The organism is Aeromicrobium sp. NPDC092404 (assembly GCF_040684095.1).
Lineage (GTDB): Bacteria > Actinomycetota > Actinomycetes > Propionibacteriales > Nocardioidaceae > Aeromicrobium.
In genome coordinates this window covers 168,806-183,678 of sequence record NZ_JBFBFI010000001.1, presented here as the reverse complement: position 1 = coordinate 183,678, position 14,873 = coordinate 168,806, and the positions used below count along the sequence as shown (strand labels likewise).

The following is a 14,873-nucleotide window of genomic DNA, read 5'->3' as shown; positions in this document are numbered from 1 at the left end:
GGGATCTCCGATCGACTGGGTCGACGGGATCAGCCTACGCGGCGCCGGGCGGGTTGCGCCGGCACTCGATGATGTCCGCGTCTAGACCGCTGTCAGAACCCTCGCCACTCATGTCGGTCACGGGGGCCACAGGAGTGCCGCAGCGCTCGGGTGGTCAGGTCATCAACCTGACCGCGAAGGGCTGCCTCCATGGCGTCGACATCGGGTCGGTCGAGAAAATCAGGTCTACCCGAAAGACTCGCAGGCCTATCGACGACACCCGGACACGCCGAATCGCGGCCTCGAGCACTTAGCGTAGGCGGCAATAGACTACCCATATGCGCCTGTCCAAAGAGGTGACGAAGGCAATCGACGAGTTCGAGTATGGAGATCCGGAGTCGGCGATGGCGCATGCATGCATGGCGGTAGATGGCTCCGCGAAGATCGCGTTCCCCCACATGGGAGTCGGCGCACGATTCACGAGATTCCTCCGTGACCACGTGGACGTGCTCGAACGCATGGGTCTCATGGGGCTAGACGCGGCGGACTCACGGTTCTCGGTGCCCAAGGAGATGCTCCGAAGCGACGGCACAGCGCCGGACGTCGCTGAGCTGATTTACTCCGTTCACAGATGCGCGCACGGTCACGGCGACGCCGTCGCGGAAAGCTTCGAGCTCCTGCCGCCGGGTGACGCGGACTGGCATCTGCAAATCGGGATGGAGGACCGTTCGGTTCGGCTACCCGAGTCAGTGATTTGGGGGCTTCTCGGGGCCACGGTCCTGGCGGCGACCAATGCGGAGCAACCAGCCGTGGCGCCGTACTACAAGCTGCACTGGCAGCCCGGACGGGGCCAACAGGCAGATTGGCTAGCGATGCCGATTAAAGACTGGTGGGGCCGCGAGCAGGACTTCCTAGACATCGCCCTTCTGCACCCTCGGAGCTTCCTCCGCGTCACGCCCGAAGGCCCGCACTACGTCACCGTGGAACCCGGGTCGGGAGGCGTGGAGATCGTCGCTCAGTTGGGCGACGACATCGCGGCATATTGAACCTCGCAATCAAGCGCGGCGGACGTCGGCTGCGGTGACTCAGCGGTCGACCCGTACGGACCATTGGAATTCGCCCTCCGTCCTCACGAATGAACACGGGAATTGATGGCGAACGCCGCGCCGACGCTCTAGCCGTGCGACGCATGTCTGCAGCGCCGGCCCACTTCACGTGACCCACTCTTCCTCAGGGAGGTCTTCGCCGAGGCCGGGCTGCTTGCGTCGGAACCAGCGGTCAGACTTCAGCTCTCGCATGGGGCGGTCTTCATACTTGGACCACGAAATGTTGTTGGCGTCGGTAAACGCCAGGAGGAGTTTCGCCTTTTGATAGGCACCCGGGGGAAACACCATCTGGTATCGACGCTGCTGGCCAGGCTTCATCACACCGGCCGATGCTGTGATCGGCGCTGGGTCGAACGGATTCTTCTGCAGCCGTGCGGTCACCCCGTATGCGAAGCGATCCGATGCGTTGACGATCTGCACTGAGACGACATAGCAGTCGCTTTTTGCCACGTACGTCAGGCCAATCCCGTGACCCTTGTCCAGTAGGGCGGCACGATCCAAGAGTTGCCCGATGGCGGGGACCCTCTCGCCGTTCGCAACAAACTCGTCATCGTCATCTACGGTGCGGAAGCACTCCACCATGCTCGCTTGCGATGAGCGCTCCCGCTGTGAGTTCCGCCAGTAGGTCCATGCGGCGAGCGACAGGGCACCCATCGTGCCGATCGCACTGATGCCCTCAGCGGTGAACGGCCACATCCACTCCCACAGGTCTGACGCCATGGGGGCGAACATAGCGCTGAACAAGCGCGTTGTCCGTTGATGTGGCGGGGGTGCATTCTGTACGTGTCCGCGTGCGACAGATGGGTCTCGACATCACCGCACCGCGAATACGCTCGAACGTGACAGGCCGCAACTAGGCTCGGTGGAATGACAAAGACTGTAAGTCTTCCCGAAATTCCAGGCTCGGGCGACGAGCTGGAAGACTACGTCGCTGCGCTCTTCCAAGCGTCGGGACACTTCGTGGAGAAGCAGGTCGTCGAGGCCGACCCACTCGACCTTTTAGAACTCGACATCGTGACGACGATGTACTCGAAGACGAAGTTCGCGAAACGCCTTGTAGAGGTCAAAGGCGGCAAGTGGGGGTACGGCGACCTTTTTAAGGTTGTCGGATGGATGGAGTACCTGAACATCCCAGTCGGCGCGTTCTTCGTGAAGGATTGGTTCGATCTCGGGAACTCCGCCGAGCGATTCCAACCGCTTGGCCTTGACGTAGTTCAGTACGGCAATTTCGAAACGGCCGCTGACCAGTTCGAAGCCGAAGGATTCGGGCAGTTTGCCGACCCCGAACTCGTCGGGCTGTGGCGTCACTCCTACAACGTGGAGCGAGCCCTCGTGCAATGCGTTTTTAAAGGCGCTAAGACCGGGCACGAGGGAGCCAAGTCAGCCAAGTCCTACTACAAGCTAGTCAACAACGGCACGTTCTTCGCCCGGACGCCCGAGGAGTCGCTGAATCTCCTCTACGCGGCGTACAAGGAGCATCCGAAGATCTCGCTCGGCTACGCGCTGGAACTCGACGGCGGGACTTTCGATCCCCACGCATCGGGCGTCCAGAGTGACGCGTACACGCGAGCCATGCGCGGCGGCGAGTTTCCCGAAGTCCAAGCGTGCATGTACCTAGAGCAGCGGGCTCGTCTCTCGATCCTCAAGAGTGCCGTCGACTACGCGCTGCTTCATCCGCAGGGTCCTCCGGCGCTAAAGGAGGGAACATTCACTTGGGGTGATCTGGACTTTCACGTACTCCCACAGAGTTTCAAGAGCGGCCTTGAATGGCTCATGGCCCAGGACAACTACGCCCTCTACCCGACGTTCTGGCAGCAGTTCCTGTGGGGGTGGGGCGGCTTCTACCTGACTGATCGTGAAGCCGAGGAGTTTGAGTGGATGAGCAAGTACTCAGGTATTCCTGCAGCCGAGATCCCGATCGCGCTCGAAGCGTTTGATCACTTTTTCCCGTGGGCCGGATGGTTCACCAGCCTCGGCAGCGCCCCAATTCGCTGGCTCAAACTGACCCCGTTCCTATTTCAGGGTATCGGGGCACATCACCGTCGCAGCCAGTACTCCACCCCGGAACTGTCTAACCTGAGCCTCGGAGACTTCGGCACGCATCTTCTGGGAAGCCGTATCAACACTACTGTCGACTTCCTGCTCCCGGACTGATCGGAAAGACTGGCAGGTGTCATTCACGCCGGTTCACCGTCTACACCGATGTGATGTACGGAGCTAGCCGGAGCTTCGTCGCACAAGAGTCGTGGGACAGACGCTCGTCCAACAGGTCCTCGGAATGCGGTGCTCGGCATCCCGACCTACGGTCGGGTCATGCGAACCACCGTGACGATCGAGACCGACGAGCTCCCCGAGATCACCCGCGACATCCGCGAGAAGCTCGAGGCCGCTGACGAGTCCCTCAGGAAGAGCTTCGCGGGACTGGACGTGGAGGACGTCATCCCCGAGGTCAGGCGCTCGCTCGACGAGATCGGCATCGACCTGCCCACCGAAGAGGTGCGGCAGTACGCCCAGCACATCTGCGACCGCGCCGACTACGAGCTCGTCCTGCACTAGTCGCCGCGTGGCACGATCAGGCCCATGACCTGGACCGTCCCCACCCCGACTCCTGCTCCCGAGGGGCCGATGACCGGCCCCGACCGCCCGTTGCTCGAGGAGATGCTGGCGCACCACCGAGCGACGCTGCTCAGCATCTGCGCGGGCCTGACCGCCGAGCAGCTGGCGGAGCGCCCGATCCCGTCGACCAGCCTCACGCTGCTCGGGCTCGTTCGCCACATGGCCAAGGTCGAGCGCGTGTGGTTCCGCAAACGGCTGGCGCAGCAAGACATCGAGCACCTGCACAACTTCGAGGCACGCGACGACACCGACTTCAACGTCATCGACCCGGCTGATGCCGAGCGCGCCGTGGCCGAGCTGATCCGCGAGCAGCAAGAGGCCGACAAGGTGGCCAAGGCGCTCGACCTCGACGTGACGTTCGAGAGCCATGGCGAGGACATGTCGCTGCGGACCCTCTACCTCCACATGATCCAGGAGTACGCCCGGCACAACGGCCACGCCGACCTGATCCGCGAGGCGATCGACGGGGTCACGAGCCGCTGACTTGCGGGTTTCCACACCCCGTCTCGAGGCCCATGGACAGTGTCGGTGGGCTGGTCTAGATTGGGATCAGTCGAACATCTGTTCTAGTGATCGGGGGATCATGGTCGCCGAGCTCGTCCCGCAGCCACCACCGTTGGTGGGGTGCCTGGACGCGCTCGAAGAAGTCCTGGACTCGATGGCTGTGGATGCGTACGAGGGGTTGGATCCGGTGCTGCAGCGGGCGGCGGTCGAGCGGTTGCGGCGGTTGAAGGCACGGGTGACCGCGCACGAGCTGGCCGCCGTCCGGGCGTTGGACGCCGGGCTGGGTGACCGGGCCAGGACCGGTGACCTGCTGGCCCGGGGGTTCGGTCGCGACCGGCATGAGGCCAACCGGATTGTGCGGGTGGCCAAGACCATGTCGTCCGCACCCCAGACGGAGGACGCACTGGCCGCCGGTGAGCTGGCCGAGACCCAGGCCGCGGTGATCGCCGGCGCCATGGACGGCCTGCCCGACGACGTGACTCCTGCCCAGCGCCATGCGTGTGAGACCACGTTGATCGCCGACGCGAAACGGTTTCCGATCAAGGACCTGCGCCAAAGAGCGTTGCGGATCACCGACGTGTTCAAGCCACCCGCTGAGGCCGCCGTCGACGAGGACGAAGCCCTGAGACTGCGCGAACGCCGTGCTTGGGGTCGCACCGAGATGTGGATGATCGACGACCACGACGGCACCTGGCGGTTCGGCGGACGCCTCCCCTCGTTGCAGGCCGAGATGCTCAAGACCTCACTGGACGCGATCGCCGCACCCCGCCGGCGCCACCTCACCGAGCAACAAGAGCGTGACCAGGACGAGCTGACCTACACCCAGAGGATGGGCCGGGCGTTCGCGCATTTGGTGGAGCACCTGCCGGTCGACGAGCTCCCCACCACCGGCGGCACACCGGCCCTAGTCACCGTCAACATCAACCTGACGGATTTGAAAGACCAAGTCGCTGCAGCGACGTTGACCACCGGTACCCGCATCAGCCACACCGAGATGCGCCGCATCGCCTGCAACCAAGGCATCCTGCCCATGGTCTTCAACGGCGCATCGTTACCGATCGACATGGGACGGTCCAAACGACTGTTCACCCCAGCCCAAAGGATCGCGATCGCCAACCGCGACCACGGCTGCGTCGCACCAGGCTGCGAAGCACCGCCCGGCTGGTGCGAAGCCCACCACTGGCAGACCGACTGGGCCCACGGCGGCACCACCAACATCGACGACGGCACCCTGCTCTGCTCACGACACCACCACCAAGCCCACAACGAACACTGGCAGTTCCGACAACACACCGACGGCCACATCCAGACCAAGACACCCCACGGCATCTGGCAGACCAACCACCGCTGGCGACCCTGAGGAAGTAACTCCCTGTCACCCAACTCGTTGTGACCTGCAACACAACCAGTCAAAGGGAGCACCCGTGCGTCGTCGTGCCGCCGTAGTCAGCATCTTCAGTGTCGTGGCAGTCGGGGCGGCGGTGATCCCCGCCCAGGCCGCAACGGTCCCGTCGCCGACGACCGCCGACTCGTACGGCAGCGTGCGCAACATCGTCCCGGCCGGCCAGCGCGGCACGATCAACGCGCTCCAGCTCGCCAACGTGCTGCTCGGAGGCGGCCTCACGGCCGTCGACGGGAAGAACGCTCCCAAGAACTACGCCGACCAGCTCGAGATGTACGACGCCCTCGCCAAGCAGCGACCCGGCACCATCACCGACGCCGTCGTCGACAAGAACTACAAAAAGGCCGGGTTCGTGCCCGAGAAGGTGGTCAGCACCGAGAGCCCGAAGCCGGGCGTGACGATCGTCCGCGATGCGTACGGCGTCCCCTACATCACCGGCAAGACCTACAACGACACGATGTTCGGCGCCGGGTTCGCCGGCACCCAGGACCGCATGTTCCTGATGGATGCCCTGCGCCACCTCGGCGCGGGCCGTGGCGCCGAGTTCGTCGGTGGCACCCCGGGCAACATCGCGATGGACCGAGCGCAGATCCGCTCGGCCTACTACACGCCCAAGGAGGCGGCCGACCAGCTCGAGATCATCGCGCAGGAGAACGGAGCCGAGGGGCAGCGGCTGCTCGAGGGCGCCGATGCCTACCTCGCCGGCATCAACGCCGCGCAGGACCAGATGTGCCCCCTCGGCCTCCCGACAGGTCTCGAGTGCCCCGCCGAGTACCTCGCCCTGCAGAAGAAGCCGACGCCATGGACGCGGGCCGACCTGACGTACGTCGCCTCGCTCGTCGGCGGCATCTTCGGCAAGGGCGGCGGCCAGGAGTACGCCAACAGCATGTTCTACGGCAAGCTCGTCAAGAAGTACGGAACGGCCAAGGCCGACAAGATGTTCGCCGGGCTCCGCGAGAAGAACGACAAGGAGGCGCCGACCACGTCGACGCTGTCCTTCCCGTACGACAACAAGGCGTTCAACCCCCGTCAGGCCGGAGTCGCGGTCCCCGACGTCGACGGCGCCCACGGCACCGGTTCCGGCGACGACGTCGGCAGCACCAGCCCCATCGAGACGCTGCTCGACGCGCTCAAGCTCGGGCTCACCGGTGTGCCCAGCGAGGTGACGACACCTTCGGGGACCATCGACCTCAGCAGCCTGTTCTCGGCCAACGGCATGAGCAACGCGCTCCTCGTCGGCGCCAGCAAGTCCAAGACCGGTCACCCTCTCGCGGTGTTCGGCCCGCAGACCGGCTACTACAACCCGCAGCTGCTCAACGAGCAGGTGCTCATGGGCCCCGGCGTCTTCGCGCGCGGCGTGTCCTTCGCCGGCACCAACCTCGTCGTCGAGCTGGGCCACGGCCTCGACTACGCCTGGTCCGCGACGAGCTCCGGCAGCGACAACATCGACACCGTGATCGAGAAGCTGTGCAACGCTGACGGCAGCACTCCGACGGTCAACTCGACGTCGTACCGCAAGGACGGCGGCGCCTGCGTGCCGATGCAGTACAACGAGCACAAGCAGACCGTGATCCCCAACATCTCCGCCCCGACCCTGCCCAAGACCATCAAGATGCAGGTCTGGCGCACCAACCACGGCATCGTGCAGACCCGCACGACGGTCAAGGGCGTGCCCGTCGCGGTCGTCATCGAGCGCAGCACGTACGGCCGCGAGGCCGCCTCGATCCTGGGCTTCTCGCGCTTCAACAACCCCGACTACGTCAAGGACGCCACGACGTTCAAGCAGGCCGCGAACGGCATCGACTACACGTTCAACTGGTTCTACGCCGACGACCGCGACATCGCGTTCTTCTCGTCGGGTCGCCTGCCCGTGCGTGCTGCCGGCACCGACACCGACCTGCCGCGCTGGTCCGACAAGGCATACGACCCCACCGGCTGGCTGAGCGCCGCCAAGCATCCGCAGCAGGTCAACCCGGCGTCCGGCTACCTCGCGAGCTGGAACAACAAGCCGGCCCGCGACTTCGCAGCCGCCGACGACAAGTGGTCGGACGGATCGGTGCACCGGTCGCTGGCCCTCAGCCGACGGACGACCAAGGCGATCGCCGCGGGCAAGATCGGGCGGGCGCAGCTCGCCGGGCTCGTCGAGGACGCGGCGACCGAGGACGTCCGCGCCAAGGAGCTGCTCCCCGAGCTGCTCAAGGTGCTCGGCGACGACCCGCAGACCGCCGAGGCACGCAAGCTCCTCTCGGCCTGGCACGCCTCCGGCGCCCACCGGGTCGACTACGACCGCACCGGCTCCTACGAGCACCAGGCCGCGATCCGGATCTTCGACACGTGGTGGGAGGACGGTGACAAGGCCCTGGCGTACGACTTCATGAAGCCGAGCATCGGCACCGACCTCGCCCGCGCCCTGCCGCAGCCGCTCGACGACCACCCGCGCGGGGGCAGCGGCTCGGCATGGCTCGGCTCGCCCTGGTACGGCTACATCGACAAGGAGCTGCGCGGACTGACCGGGTCGACGGTGCAGACGCCGTATCCGTACCGCCTGTGCGGCACCCTCACGACGTGCCGCACGACGCTGCGCGCGTCGCTGCGCGACGCCGTCCAGCGCGCTCTGACGGCCCAGGGGGCAACGAGCCCGGGCAAGCTGACGTACGACAAGTCGATCGACTACATCCGGCCGACGACGGGAGGCGTCGTCAGCGTCCGCCCGATCGACTGGCAGAACCGGCCGACCTTCCAGCAGGTCGTGGACTACCGGAGGCACCGGGCTCGGTGATACTGGTCGGCATGAGACGCACTCCCCTGGTGGTCACGGCGATCCTGTTGCTCACCGCGGGGTGCGGGGGCTCTGACGACCCCGAGGACGCGTCAGACGGGACGACGGCGACACCCACCACCACGACGGCATTGACCCCCTCGACCACCACGCCGGCGCCGGGGCCGGGCTCGACCTTGATCGACTACGGCGACGACGAGGTGACCGTCGCCAGCGCCGGCGACGTCGACAAGCTGACCGGCGCGCCAGAGGACTTCAAGGCGTTCGTCGTGGCCGACCTCCAGCGCCAGCAGGACACCAAGGACGACGTCTGCACCGAGAAGCCGGAGATCCGCGTCGCCCGCGTCGATGTCGAGGGCTGGGCGGCGGGCGGCACCTTCATCCCGCAGTGCGGGGGCAGTGCCGTCCTCTGGGCCAAGGTCTCGGGCACCTGGCAGGAGGTATGGGGCGGACAGACGCTGCCGGACTGCGCCATCCTGGAGAAGTACCGCTTCCCCGCGACCGTCGCCGGCAAGGAGTGCGGCACCGCCGACGGCGGGACCCGCGGCTACCCGGCCTAGGCCGACGGTGCCGTGATGGCGGCGACCAGCGGCTCGATCATCCGCAACAGGCGGTCGGGCTTGGCGTCCGGGTTGACCGACTGGCGCATGGCGAGGCCGATCGCGTAGTCGACGGCGGCCTCCGCCAGCACCTCGAGCGTCTCGGGATCGATCGAGTCGGCCGGCAGGAGCGACCGGACGACGTCCACCGCCTGCTGGATCGAGGCAGTCTGCCGCTCGGTCTGCGCCGCAGCCAGCCGCGGGTCGTGCATCGTGTCGAGCAGCAGCTCGAGCTCGAGCCGCACCCAGCCGGACGTCATGGCTTCAGCGGCCCACCCCCGGACCTGGTCGAGCACGTCGCCGGAGTCCCGCGCGAGCGCCACCCGTTCGCCGAGGGCACCGATCTGCTCGGCCTGCAGGCGTTCGAGCACGTTCAGGGCCAAGTCGGCCTTGCTGCCGAAGCTCGAGTAGACGATCCCGGTGGTGAACCCGGCCTCCTTGGCGACCGAGGCCACGGAGTTCGCGACGTAGCCGTCGCGCAGGAAGGCGGCGCGAGCCACCTCGAGCACCTTCTCCCGGTTCAGGTCCTGCACCTGGGATCGGGTCAGCCGCGCCATGAGTCCAGCGTAGTGGCGATCCGCCGTCTGCCGCACAGCCCGTCACCAACGAGTCGTCTGCCACGCCCGGACCGCACTCACAGGTGTCTCACAGCAGGTTCTCACCCATCCCCGTGGCGGGACCTCCACACTGGGCTCATGTCCTCCAGCTTGACCCGTGCGGACGGCACGCCCCTGCGGGTGCTCGTCGTCGACGACGAGGTCAACATCGCCGAGCTGCTGCAGATGGCCCTGCGGTACGAGGGCTGGGACATCCGGACGGCGCACACGGGTCGCAAGGCCGTGGCCGCCGCCAAGGAGTTCGGGCCCGACGCGATCGTGCTCGACATGATGCTGCCCGACTACGACGGCATGGAGGTCCTGCGCAAGGTCCGCTCCCAGTCCCCGGACATCCCGGTGCTGTTCCTGACCGCCCGCGACTCCGTCGAGGACCGTGTGGCGGGTCTGACCGCCGGCGGCGACGACTACGTCACCAAGCCGTTCAGCCTCGAGGAGGTCGTGGCCCGGCTGCGTGGGCTCATGCGGCGTGCCGGGGCGATGGACGCCAGGCCGAGCTCGGTCATCACGGTCGGCGACCTCACGCTCGACGAGGACAGTCGCGACGTCGAGCGCGCCGGCCGGCAGATCGAGCTGACCGCGACCGAGTTCGAGCTGCTGCGCTTCCTGATGCGCAACCCGCGACGGGTCCTGTCGAAGGCCCAGATCCTGGACCGGGTCTGGGACTACGACTTCGGCGGGCAGGCGAACGTCGTCGAGCTCTACATCTCGTACCTCCGCAAGAAGGTCGACGCGGGGCACGAGCCGATGATCCACACCAAGCGCGGTGCCGGGTACGTCCTGAAGCCCGCCGAGTAGGTCACGTGCGCCAGCTCCTCCCCTCCTCCCTGACCGCCCGGCTGATCGTCACGGTCGTGACGCTGGTCGCCGTCACCAGCCTGCTCGTCGCCGGCGTCGTGACGGCGGTCATGAGCAACTACCTGACCGACCGGCTGGACGAGAAGCTGGTCCAGTCCATGGCTCGCGCCCAGCACGCGCCGGCCCGCGCCGCCATGGGCCCCCAGGGCAGGCGGCCCGTTCCCGGCCGCGGCCAGGACGTCGGCCTGATCACGGTGGTACCCGACTATCCGGGTTCGATCGTCAGCGAGGACGGCGAGGCGCCGACGATCTCGACGGCCGCGCGCGACCTGCTGGCCGACGTGACCCCTGACGGTGAGCCGCGCGACATCGACCTGCCCGCGTACGGCTCCTACCGTGTGCTGGCCGCGAAGGGTCCCGACGGCTCGATCTGCATCGTCGGGCTGCCGCGCAGCTCGGTCGACAACACGATCGGCAACCTGATCTGGTGGGAGGTGCTGCTAGCCCTCGGCGCCACCGCCGCCGCCGCGGTCGCCGGGCGGGTGCTGGTACGACGTCAGCTCCGCCCCCTCCGCGAGGTCGCTGCGACGGCGCACGAGGTCATCGCGATGCCGTTGTCGTCGGGCGAGGTCGGCCAGACGGTCCGAGTCCCGGCAGAGCTCACCGACGCCGGCACCGAGGTCGGGCAGGTCGGCGGTGCCCTCAACCAGCTGTTGGGGCACGTCGAGGAGGCACTCGATGCCCGGCACGAGAGCGAGCAGCAGGTGCGCCAGTTCCTGGCCGACGCCTCGCACGAGCTGCGCACCCCGCTCTCGACCATCAAGGGCTATGCCGAGCTCGGCAGGCGCACCGGTCGGGACGATCCCGACCAGATCCTCGCCAAGGTGGAGTCCGAGGCCGGCCGCATGTCGACCCTGGTCGAGGACATGCTGCTGCTGGCCCGGCTCGACTCCGGCCGGGAGATCGACCGGCGGCCGGTCGACCTGACGCGCCTCGTCGTCGAGGCGGTCGACGACGCCCGGGTCGTCGATCCGGAGCGGAGCTGGACCTTCGACGTGCCCGACGAACCCGTCACCGTGACCGGCGACGAGCAGCGGCTCCACCAGGCCGTGACCAACCTGCTGACGAACGCCTCCCGCCACACCCCGCCGCGCACCACCGTCGACGTACGCCTGCGCGCCGACGACCAGGTGCGGATCGACGTGCACGACGACGGTCCGGGGATCGACCCGGCGCTGGTCCCCACGATCTTCGACCGCTTCGTCCGCGGCGACTCGTCGCGGACCCGCTCCTCGGGCGGTGCCGGGCTCGGCATGTCGCTCGTGCGCGCCATCATGCAGGCACACGGCGGGGCCGCGGCCGTCGAGAGCAGGCCCGGCGACACGACGTTCACCCTGACCCTGCCGGTCCACTGAGCTCCCGGGCGGCGGTACGGCTCACGCAACCAGTTGTCTCGTCAGGTGTCATGCACCAAGATCGACAGGAGACGACGAGATCCCTGACAGAGAGTGACCACCATGGCCCAGAAACAGACCATCCTCGGGCGCATCGGACAGTTGACGCGCGCCAACATCAACGCCCTCCTCGACAAGGCCGAGGACCCGGAGAAGATGCTCGATCAGCTCGTGCGCGACTACACGAACTCGATCGCCGAGGCCGAGGACGCCGTGGCGCAGACCATCGGCAACCTGCGGCTCGCCGAGGCTGATCATGCCGAGGACGTCGCTGCGGTCAAGGAATGGGGCCAGAAGGCGCTCGCCGCCTCGCAGAAGGCCGACGCGCTGCGCGCCTCCGGCCAGGCGACCGAGGCCGACAAGTTCGACCAGCTCGCGAAGATCGCCCTGTCGAAGCAGATCGGCTTCGAGACCGAGGCCAAGCAGGCCGCGCCGATGATCGCGTCGCAGAACGAGACGGTCGAGAAGCTCAAGGTCGGGCTGATCGGCATGCGGGGCAAGCTCGGCGAGCTGCAGACCAAGCGTGACCAGCTCGTGGCCCGCGCCAAGACCGCCGAGGCCCAGGCCAAGGTCCAGGACGCCGTGAAGTCGATCGACGTGCTCGACCCGACGAGCGAGCTCGGCCGGTTCGAGGACAAGGTACGTCGTTCCGAGGCGCAGGTCGCCGGCCAGGCCGAGCTCAACGCGGCCACGGCCGATCCGTGGGAGCAGCTCGAGGAGTCGTCGACCAACGCCGAGGTCGAGGCCCGGCTGTCCGAGCTCAAGAGCCTCGGCGCCGGCACCACGACGGAGCAGGTGTCCGAGTGAAGCTCACCGAGTCGTTCAGCTATTCAGGCGCCGACGTCGAGGCGGTCTACGCCCTGATCACCGACCAGGCGTTCCGCACCGAGTCCTGCGCCAACCAGGGGTCGATGGACTACGAGGTCACGGTCGAGCCGGCCGGCGACGGCGCGACCGTCACGGTCGTCCGTACGCAGGAGGCCGACATGCCCGACTTCGTCAAGAAGCTCACGGGCAACACCGTCAAGGTCAAGCAGACCGAGGTGTGGAGCGGCCCTGACGCCAGCGGCAACCGCAGCGCCGACGTCAAGGTCAGCATCATCGGCCAGCCTGCCGAGATGACCGGCCAGGCCAACCTCGTCGCCAACGGGTCCACCACCGACTTCACCCTGAACGGCGACGTCAAGGTGTCGATCCCGTTCATCGGCAAGAAGATCGAGCCCGAGGTCGCCAAGGCGATCCGCTCCTCGCTCCGCGAAGAGGTCGAGTACGGCCAGACCAGGCTCTAGGCGACTACGACGCCGTGCTCGGCCCCGCGAGGGCGCTGAGCACGGCGTCGATCTCCTGCGTGGCATACCACGCGAGATCGCCCGTGCCGTCGACGTCGAGGTGGAACGACACGACGTCCTCCAGCGTCACCGGGCCGTCGGGGTCGTCGAGCTCGGCCGCGGCGACGGCAGCGGCGTGCTCGGACGCCTCCTCGAGCGCGGCGAGCTCGTCCTCCTCGTCCTGCGAGGCAGCGAGGAATGCGGCAGGGGTGATCGCCTCGCCGTCGGCGAGCGCGGCCAGGTTGTCGCGGCTGACCGCGAGGTAGACCCTCATGACTTCTTCGCCGGTCGCTGGCGGCCCCGGGGCGCCCGGCCACGGCGGCCCTCGACGGACTCGACGAGCTCGAGCAGGGCATCCTCGATGCACTGGGCCAGCACCTCGACGTCGGGCACCGCCTCGCGGTCGGCGACGATGCCGAAGAACACCTTGCTGTTGTAGGACGTGACGCCGATCGAGATGGCTCGGCGCCCGCTCAGCGGGATGCAGGGATAGACCTCGCTGACCGCCTCACCGGCCATGTAGACCGGGTCCTGGGGTCCCGGCACGTTGGTGATGACGATCTGGTGACCGCGCCCCGCCTCCGCGTCCGCCACGCGGGCGCCGACGGCGTGGAACGTCGAGGTCGCGAAGCCGGGCAGGTTGGCCAGCTTGTTGGCGGCGACCGCAGATCCGGTCTCGCGGTGGTCCTTGAGCGCGTACGACACCTGGTGGAGCCGCACGACGGGGTTGGACTCCCCCACCGGCAGCGACAGCAGATGCCCACGCACCTTGGAGCCCAGCGAGGTGGGCAGGCCGTCCTCGGCGACGACCGACATCGGCACCATCGCGCGAAAGCTCGTCTTGGGGGTCACCGGCTCGGCGCGGGTCAGCATCCAGCCCCGGATGCCGCCGGCGATCGCCGCGAGGATCACGTCGTTGACGGTGCCCCCGTGCTCCTCCCGCACACGGCGGAAGTCGTCGAGCTTGGCCGCGAGCGAGGCGAACCGGCGATGCCTCGACAGCTCCGTCGACAGGACGCTGTTGGGTGGCTGGCCGTCGGCGCCGATGACCGGCAGGCGGCGGGCGAGGCGTCCGAGGTTGAGCTCGGCGACGCGAAGGGCCTCGCCGGGATGCCGCAGGTTGCGGTTGAGGGTGCCGACGACGAGGCCGGCGGCGTTGGGCTCCGAGCGCGGGTTCCACTCCTCGTGGGGGATGTCCCGCTGGTGGGCGGTCTCCTCTAGGAGCACCTGCGCCAGGTCGACCGTCTCCGAGCCGTCGACGAGCGCCTGGTGCGCCTTGAACAGGAGCGCGACGCGGCCCTTGGACAGCCCCTCGATGAGGTAAAGCTCCCACAACGGCCGGTCGAGGTCGAGTCGGCGGGCGATCAGCCGGCCGACCAGCTCGTGCAGGGCTGCGGTCGTGCCGGGACGTGGCAGGGCCGATCGGCGTACGTGCAGCGAGATGTCGAAGTTCTCGTCGTCGAGCCACACGGGGGTTCCCAGTGAAGCCGGGACGGTGCGCGGGACCTGCCGGTAGCGGGGCACGAGGTCGATGCGCTCGTTGATGACGTGAATCAGCCGGTCGTAGTCGAGGGGGTGCTCACCGGGCTCGAGGATGGCCAACGAGGCGATCTGGCGGGGGACGGTCGGGCTGTCCTGCTGCAGGAACATCGCATCCAGCGGGCTCAACCGTTGCATGACTCTCCTCTGGGACG

The 14,873-nt window shown here is 67.5% G+C and carries 15 protein-coding genes; 11 read left to right on the top strand and 4 right to left on the bottom strand.

Annotated features, from left to right (window positions below; all coding sequences use genetic code 11):
* The first annotated feature begins 317 nt into the window (after positions 1-317).
* Positions 318-1,025, top strand: a complete 708-nt coding sequence (locus AB0N22_RS00985) for a hypothetical protein (protein ID WP_364634816.1) — start codon at positions 318-320, stop codon at positions 1,023-1,025.
* 165 nt (positions 1,026-1,190) lie between these two features.
* On the opposite strand, the gene AB0N22_RS00980 is transcribed toward AB0N22_RS00985, so the two are convergent.
* The gene (locus AB0N22_RS00980) at positions 1,191-1,805 is read right to left on the bottom strand and encodes a hypothetical protein (RefSeq protein ID WP_364634814.1); all 615 of its coding nucleotides are present in this window, start codon (positions 1,803-1,805) and stop codon (positions 1,191-1,193) included.
* A 147-nt stretch (positions 1,806-1,952) separates the two neighbouring features.
* Here AB0N22_RS00980 and AB0N22_RS00975 point away from each other — a divergent pair, with 147 nt between their 5' ends.
* The 6 genes from AB0N22_RS00975 (at position 1,953) to AB0N22_RS00950 (ending at position 8,946) form a co-directional block, all read left to right on the top strand.
* Positions 1,953-3,239, top strand: a complete 1,287-nt coding sequence (locus AB0N22_RS00975; protein WP_364634811.1) for a hypothetical protein — start codon at positions 1,953-1,955, stop codon at positions 3,237-3,239.
* Positions 3,240-3,398: 159 nt separating this feature from the next.
* Positions 3,399-3,641, top strand: a complete 243-nt coding sequence (locus AB0N22_RS00970) for a hypothetical protein (RefSeq protein ID WP_364634808.1) — start codon at positions 3,399-3,401, stop codon at positions 3,639-3,641.
* Positions 3,642-3,665: 24 nt separating this feature from the next.
* On the top strand, positions 3,666-4,184 hold the full coding sequence (locus AB0N22_RS00965) for a DinB family protein (protein ID WP_364634805.1): 519 nt from the start codon (positions 3,666-3,668) through the stop codon (positions 4,182-4,184).
* A 100-nt stretch (positions 4,185-4,284) separates the two neighbouring features.
* Positions 4,285-5,565: a DUF222 domain-containing protein gene (locus AB0N22_RS00960; RefSeq protein ID WP_364634802.1), complete on the top strand. Its 1,281-nt coding sequence runs from the start codon at positions 4,285-4,287 to the stop codon at positions 5,563-5,565.
* A 64-nt stretch (positions 5,566-5,629) separates the two neighbouring features.
* Positions 5,630-8,386, top strand: a complete 2,757-nt coding sequence (locus AB0N22_RS00955; RefSeq protein ID WP_364634799.1) for a penicillin acylase family protein — start codon at positions 5,630-5,632, stop codon at positions 8,384-8,386.
* 11 nt (positions 8,387-8,397) lie between these two features.
* The gene (locus AB0N22_RS00950; RefSeq protein WP_364634796.1) at positions 8,398-8,946 is read left to right on the top strand and encodes a hypothetical protein; all 549 of its coding nucleotides are present in this window, start codon (positions 8,398-8,400) and stop codon (positions 8,944-8,946) included.
* On the opposite strand, the gene AB0N22_RS00945 is transcribed toward AB0N22_RS00950, so the two are convergent.
* The gene (locus AB0N22_RS00945; protein WP_364634793.1) at positions 8,943-9,542 is read right to left on the bottom strand and encodes a TetR/AcrR family transcriptional regulator; all 600 of its coding nucleotides are present in this window, start codon (positions 9,540-9,542) and stop codon (positions 8,943-8,945) included. The two genes, AB0N22_RS00950 and AB0N22_RS00945, sit on opposite strands and share 4 nt — an antisense overlap.
* Before the next feature lie 138 nt (positions 9,543-9,680).
* Here AB0N22_RS00945 and AB0N22_RS00940 point away from each other — a divergent pair, with 138 nt between their 5' ends.
* The 4 genes from AB0N22_RS00940 (at position 9,681) to AB0N22_RS00925 (ending at position 13,140) form a co-directional block, all read left to right on the top strand.
* The gene (locus AB0N22_RS00940; protein ID WP_364634791.1) at positions 9,681-10,397 is read left to right on the top strand and encodes a response regulator transcription factor; all 717 of its coding nucleotides are present in this window, start codon (positions 9,681-9,683) and stop codon (positions 10,395-10,397) included.
* A 5-nt stretch (positions 10,398-10,402) separates the two neighbouring features.
* Positions 10,403-11,812, top strand: a complete 1,410-nt coding sequence (locus tag AB0N22_RS00935; protein ID WP_364634788.1) for a HAMP domain-containing sensor histidine kinase — start codon at positions 10,403-10,405, stop codon at positions 11,810-11,812.
* A 102-nt stretch (positions 11,813-11,914) separates the two neighbouring features.
* Positions 11,915-12,658 carry a PspA/IM30 family protein gene (locus AB0N22_RS00930; RefSeq protein WP_364634785.1) on the top strand — a complete coding sequence of 248 codons (744 nt, stop codon included), beginning with the start codon at positions 11,915-11,917 and terminating at the stop codon, positions 12,656-12,658.
* On the top strand, positions 12,655-13,140 hold the full coding sequence (locus AB0N22_RS00925; protein WP_364634782.1) for a DUF2505 domain-containing protein: 486 nt from the start codon (positions 12,655-12,657) through the stop codon (positions 13,138-13,140). The genes AB0N22_RS00930 and AB0N22_RS00925 overlap by 4 nt, the downstream gene beginning before the upstream one ends.
* A gap of 4 nt (positions 13,141-13,144) precedes the next feature.
* Here the strand turns inward: AB0N22_RS00925 and AB0N22_RS00920 are convergent, their stop codons facing one another.
* The gene (locus tag AB0N22_RS00920) at positions 13,145-13,453 is read right to left on the bottom strand and encodes a hypothetical protein (RefSeq protein WP_364634779.1); all 309 of its coding nucleotides are present in this window, start codon (positions 13,451-13,453) and stop codon (positions 13,145-13,147) included.
* Positions 13,450-14,856, bottom strand: a complete 1,407-nt coding sequence (locus AB0N22_RS00915; RefSeq protein WP_364634776.1) for a wax ester/triacylglycerol synthase family O-acyltransferase — start codon at positions 14,854-14,856, stop codon at positions 13,450-13,452. Before AB0N22_RS00915 ends, AB0N22_RS00920 begins: the two co-directional genes overlap by 4 nt.
* Between the last annotated feature and the right edge of the window lie 17 nt (positions 14,857-14,873).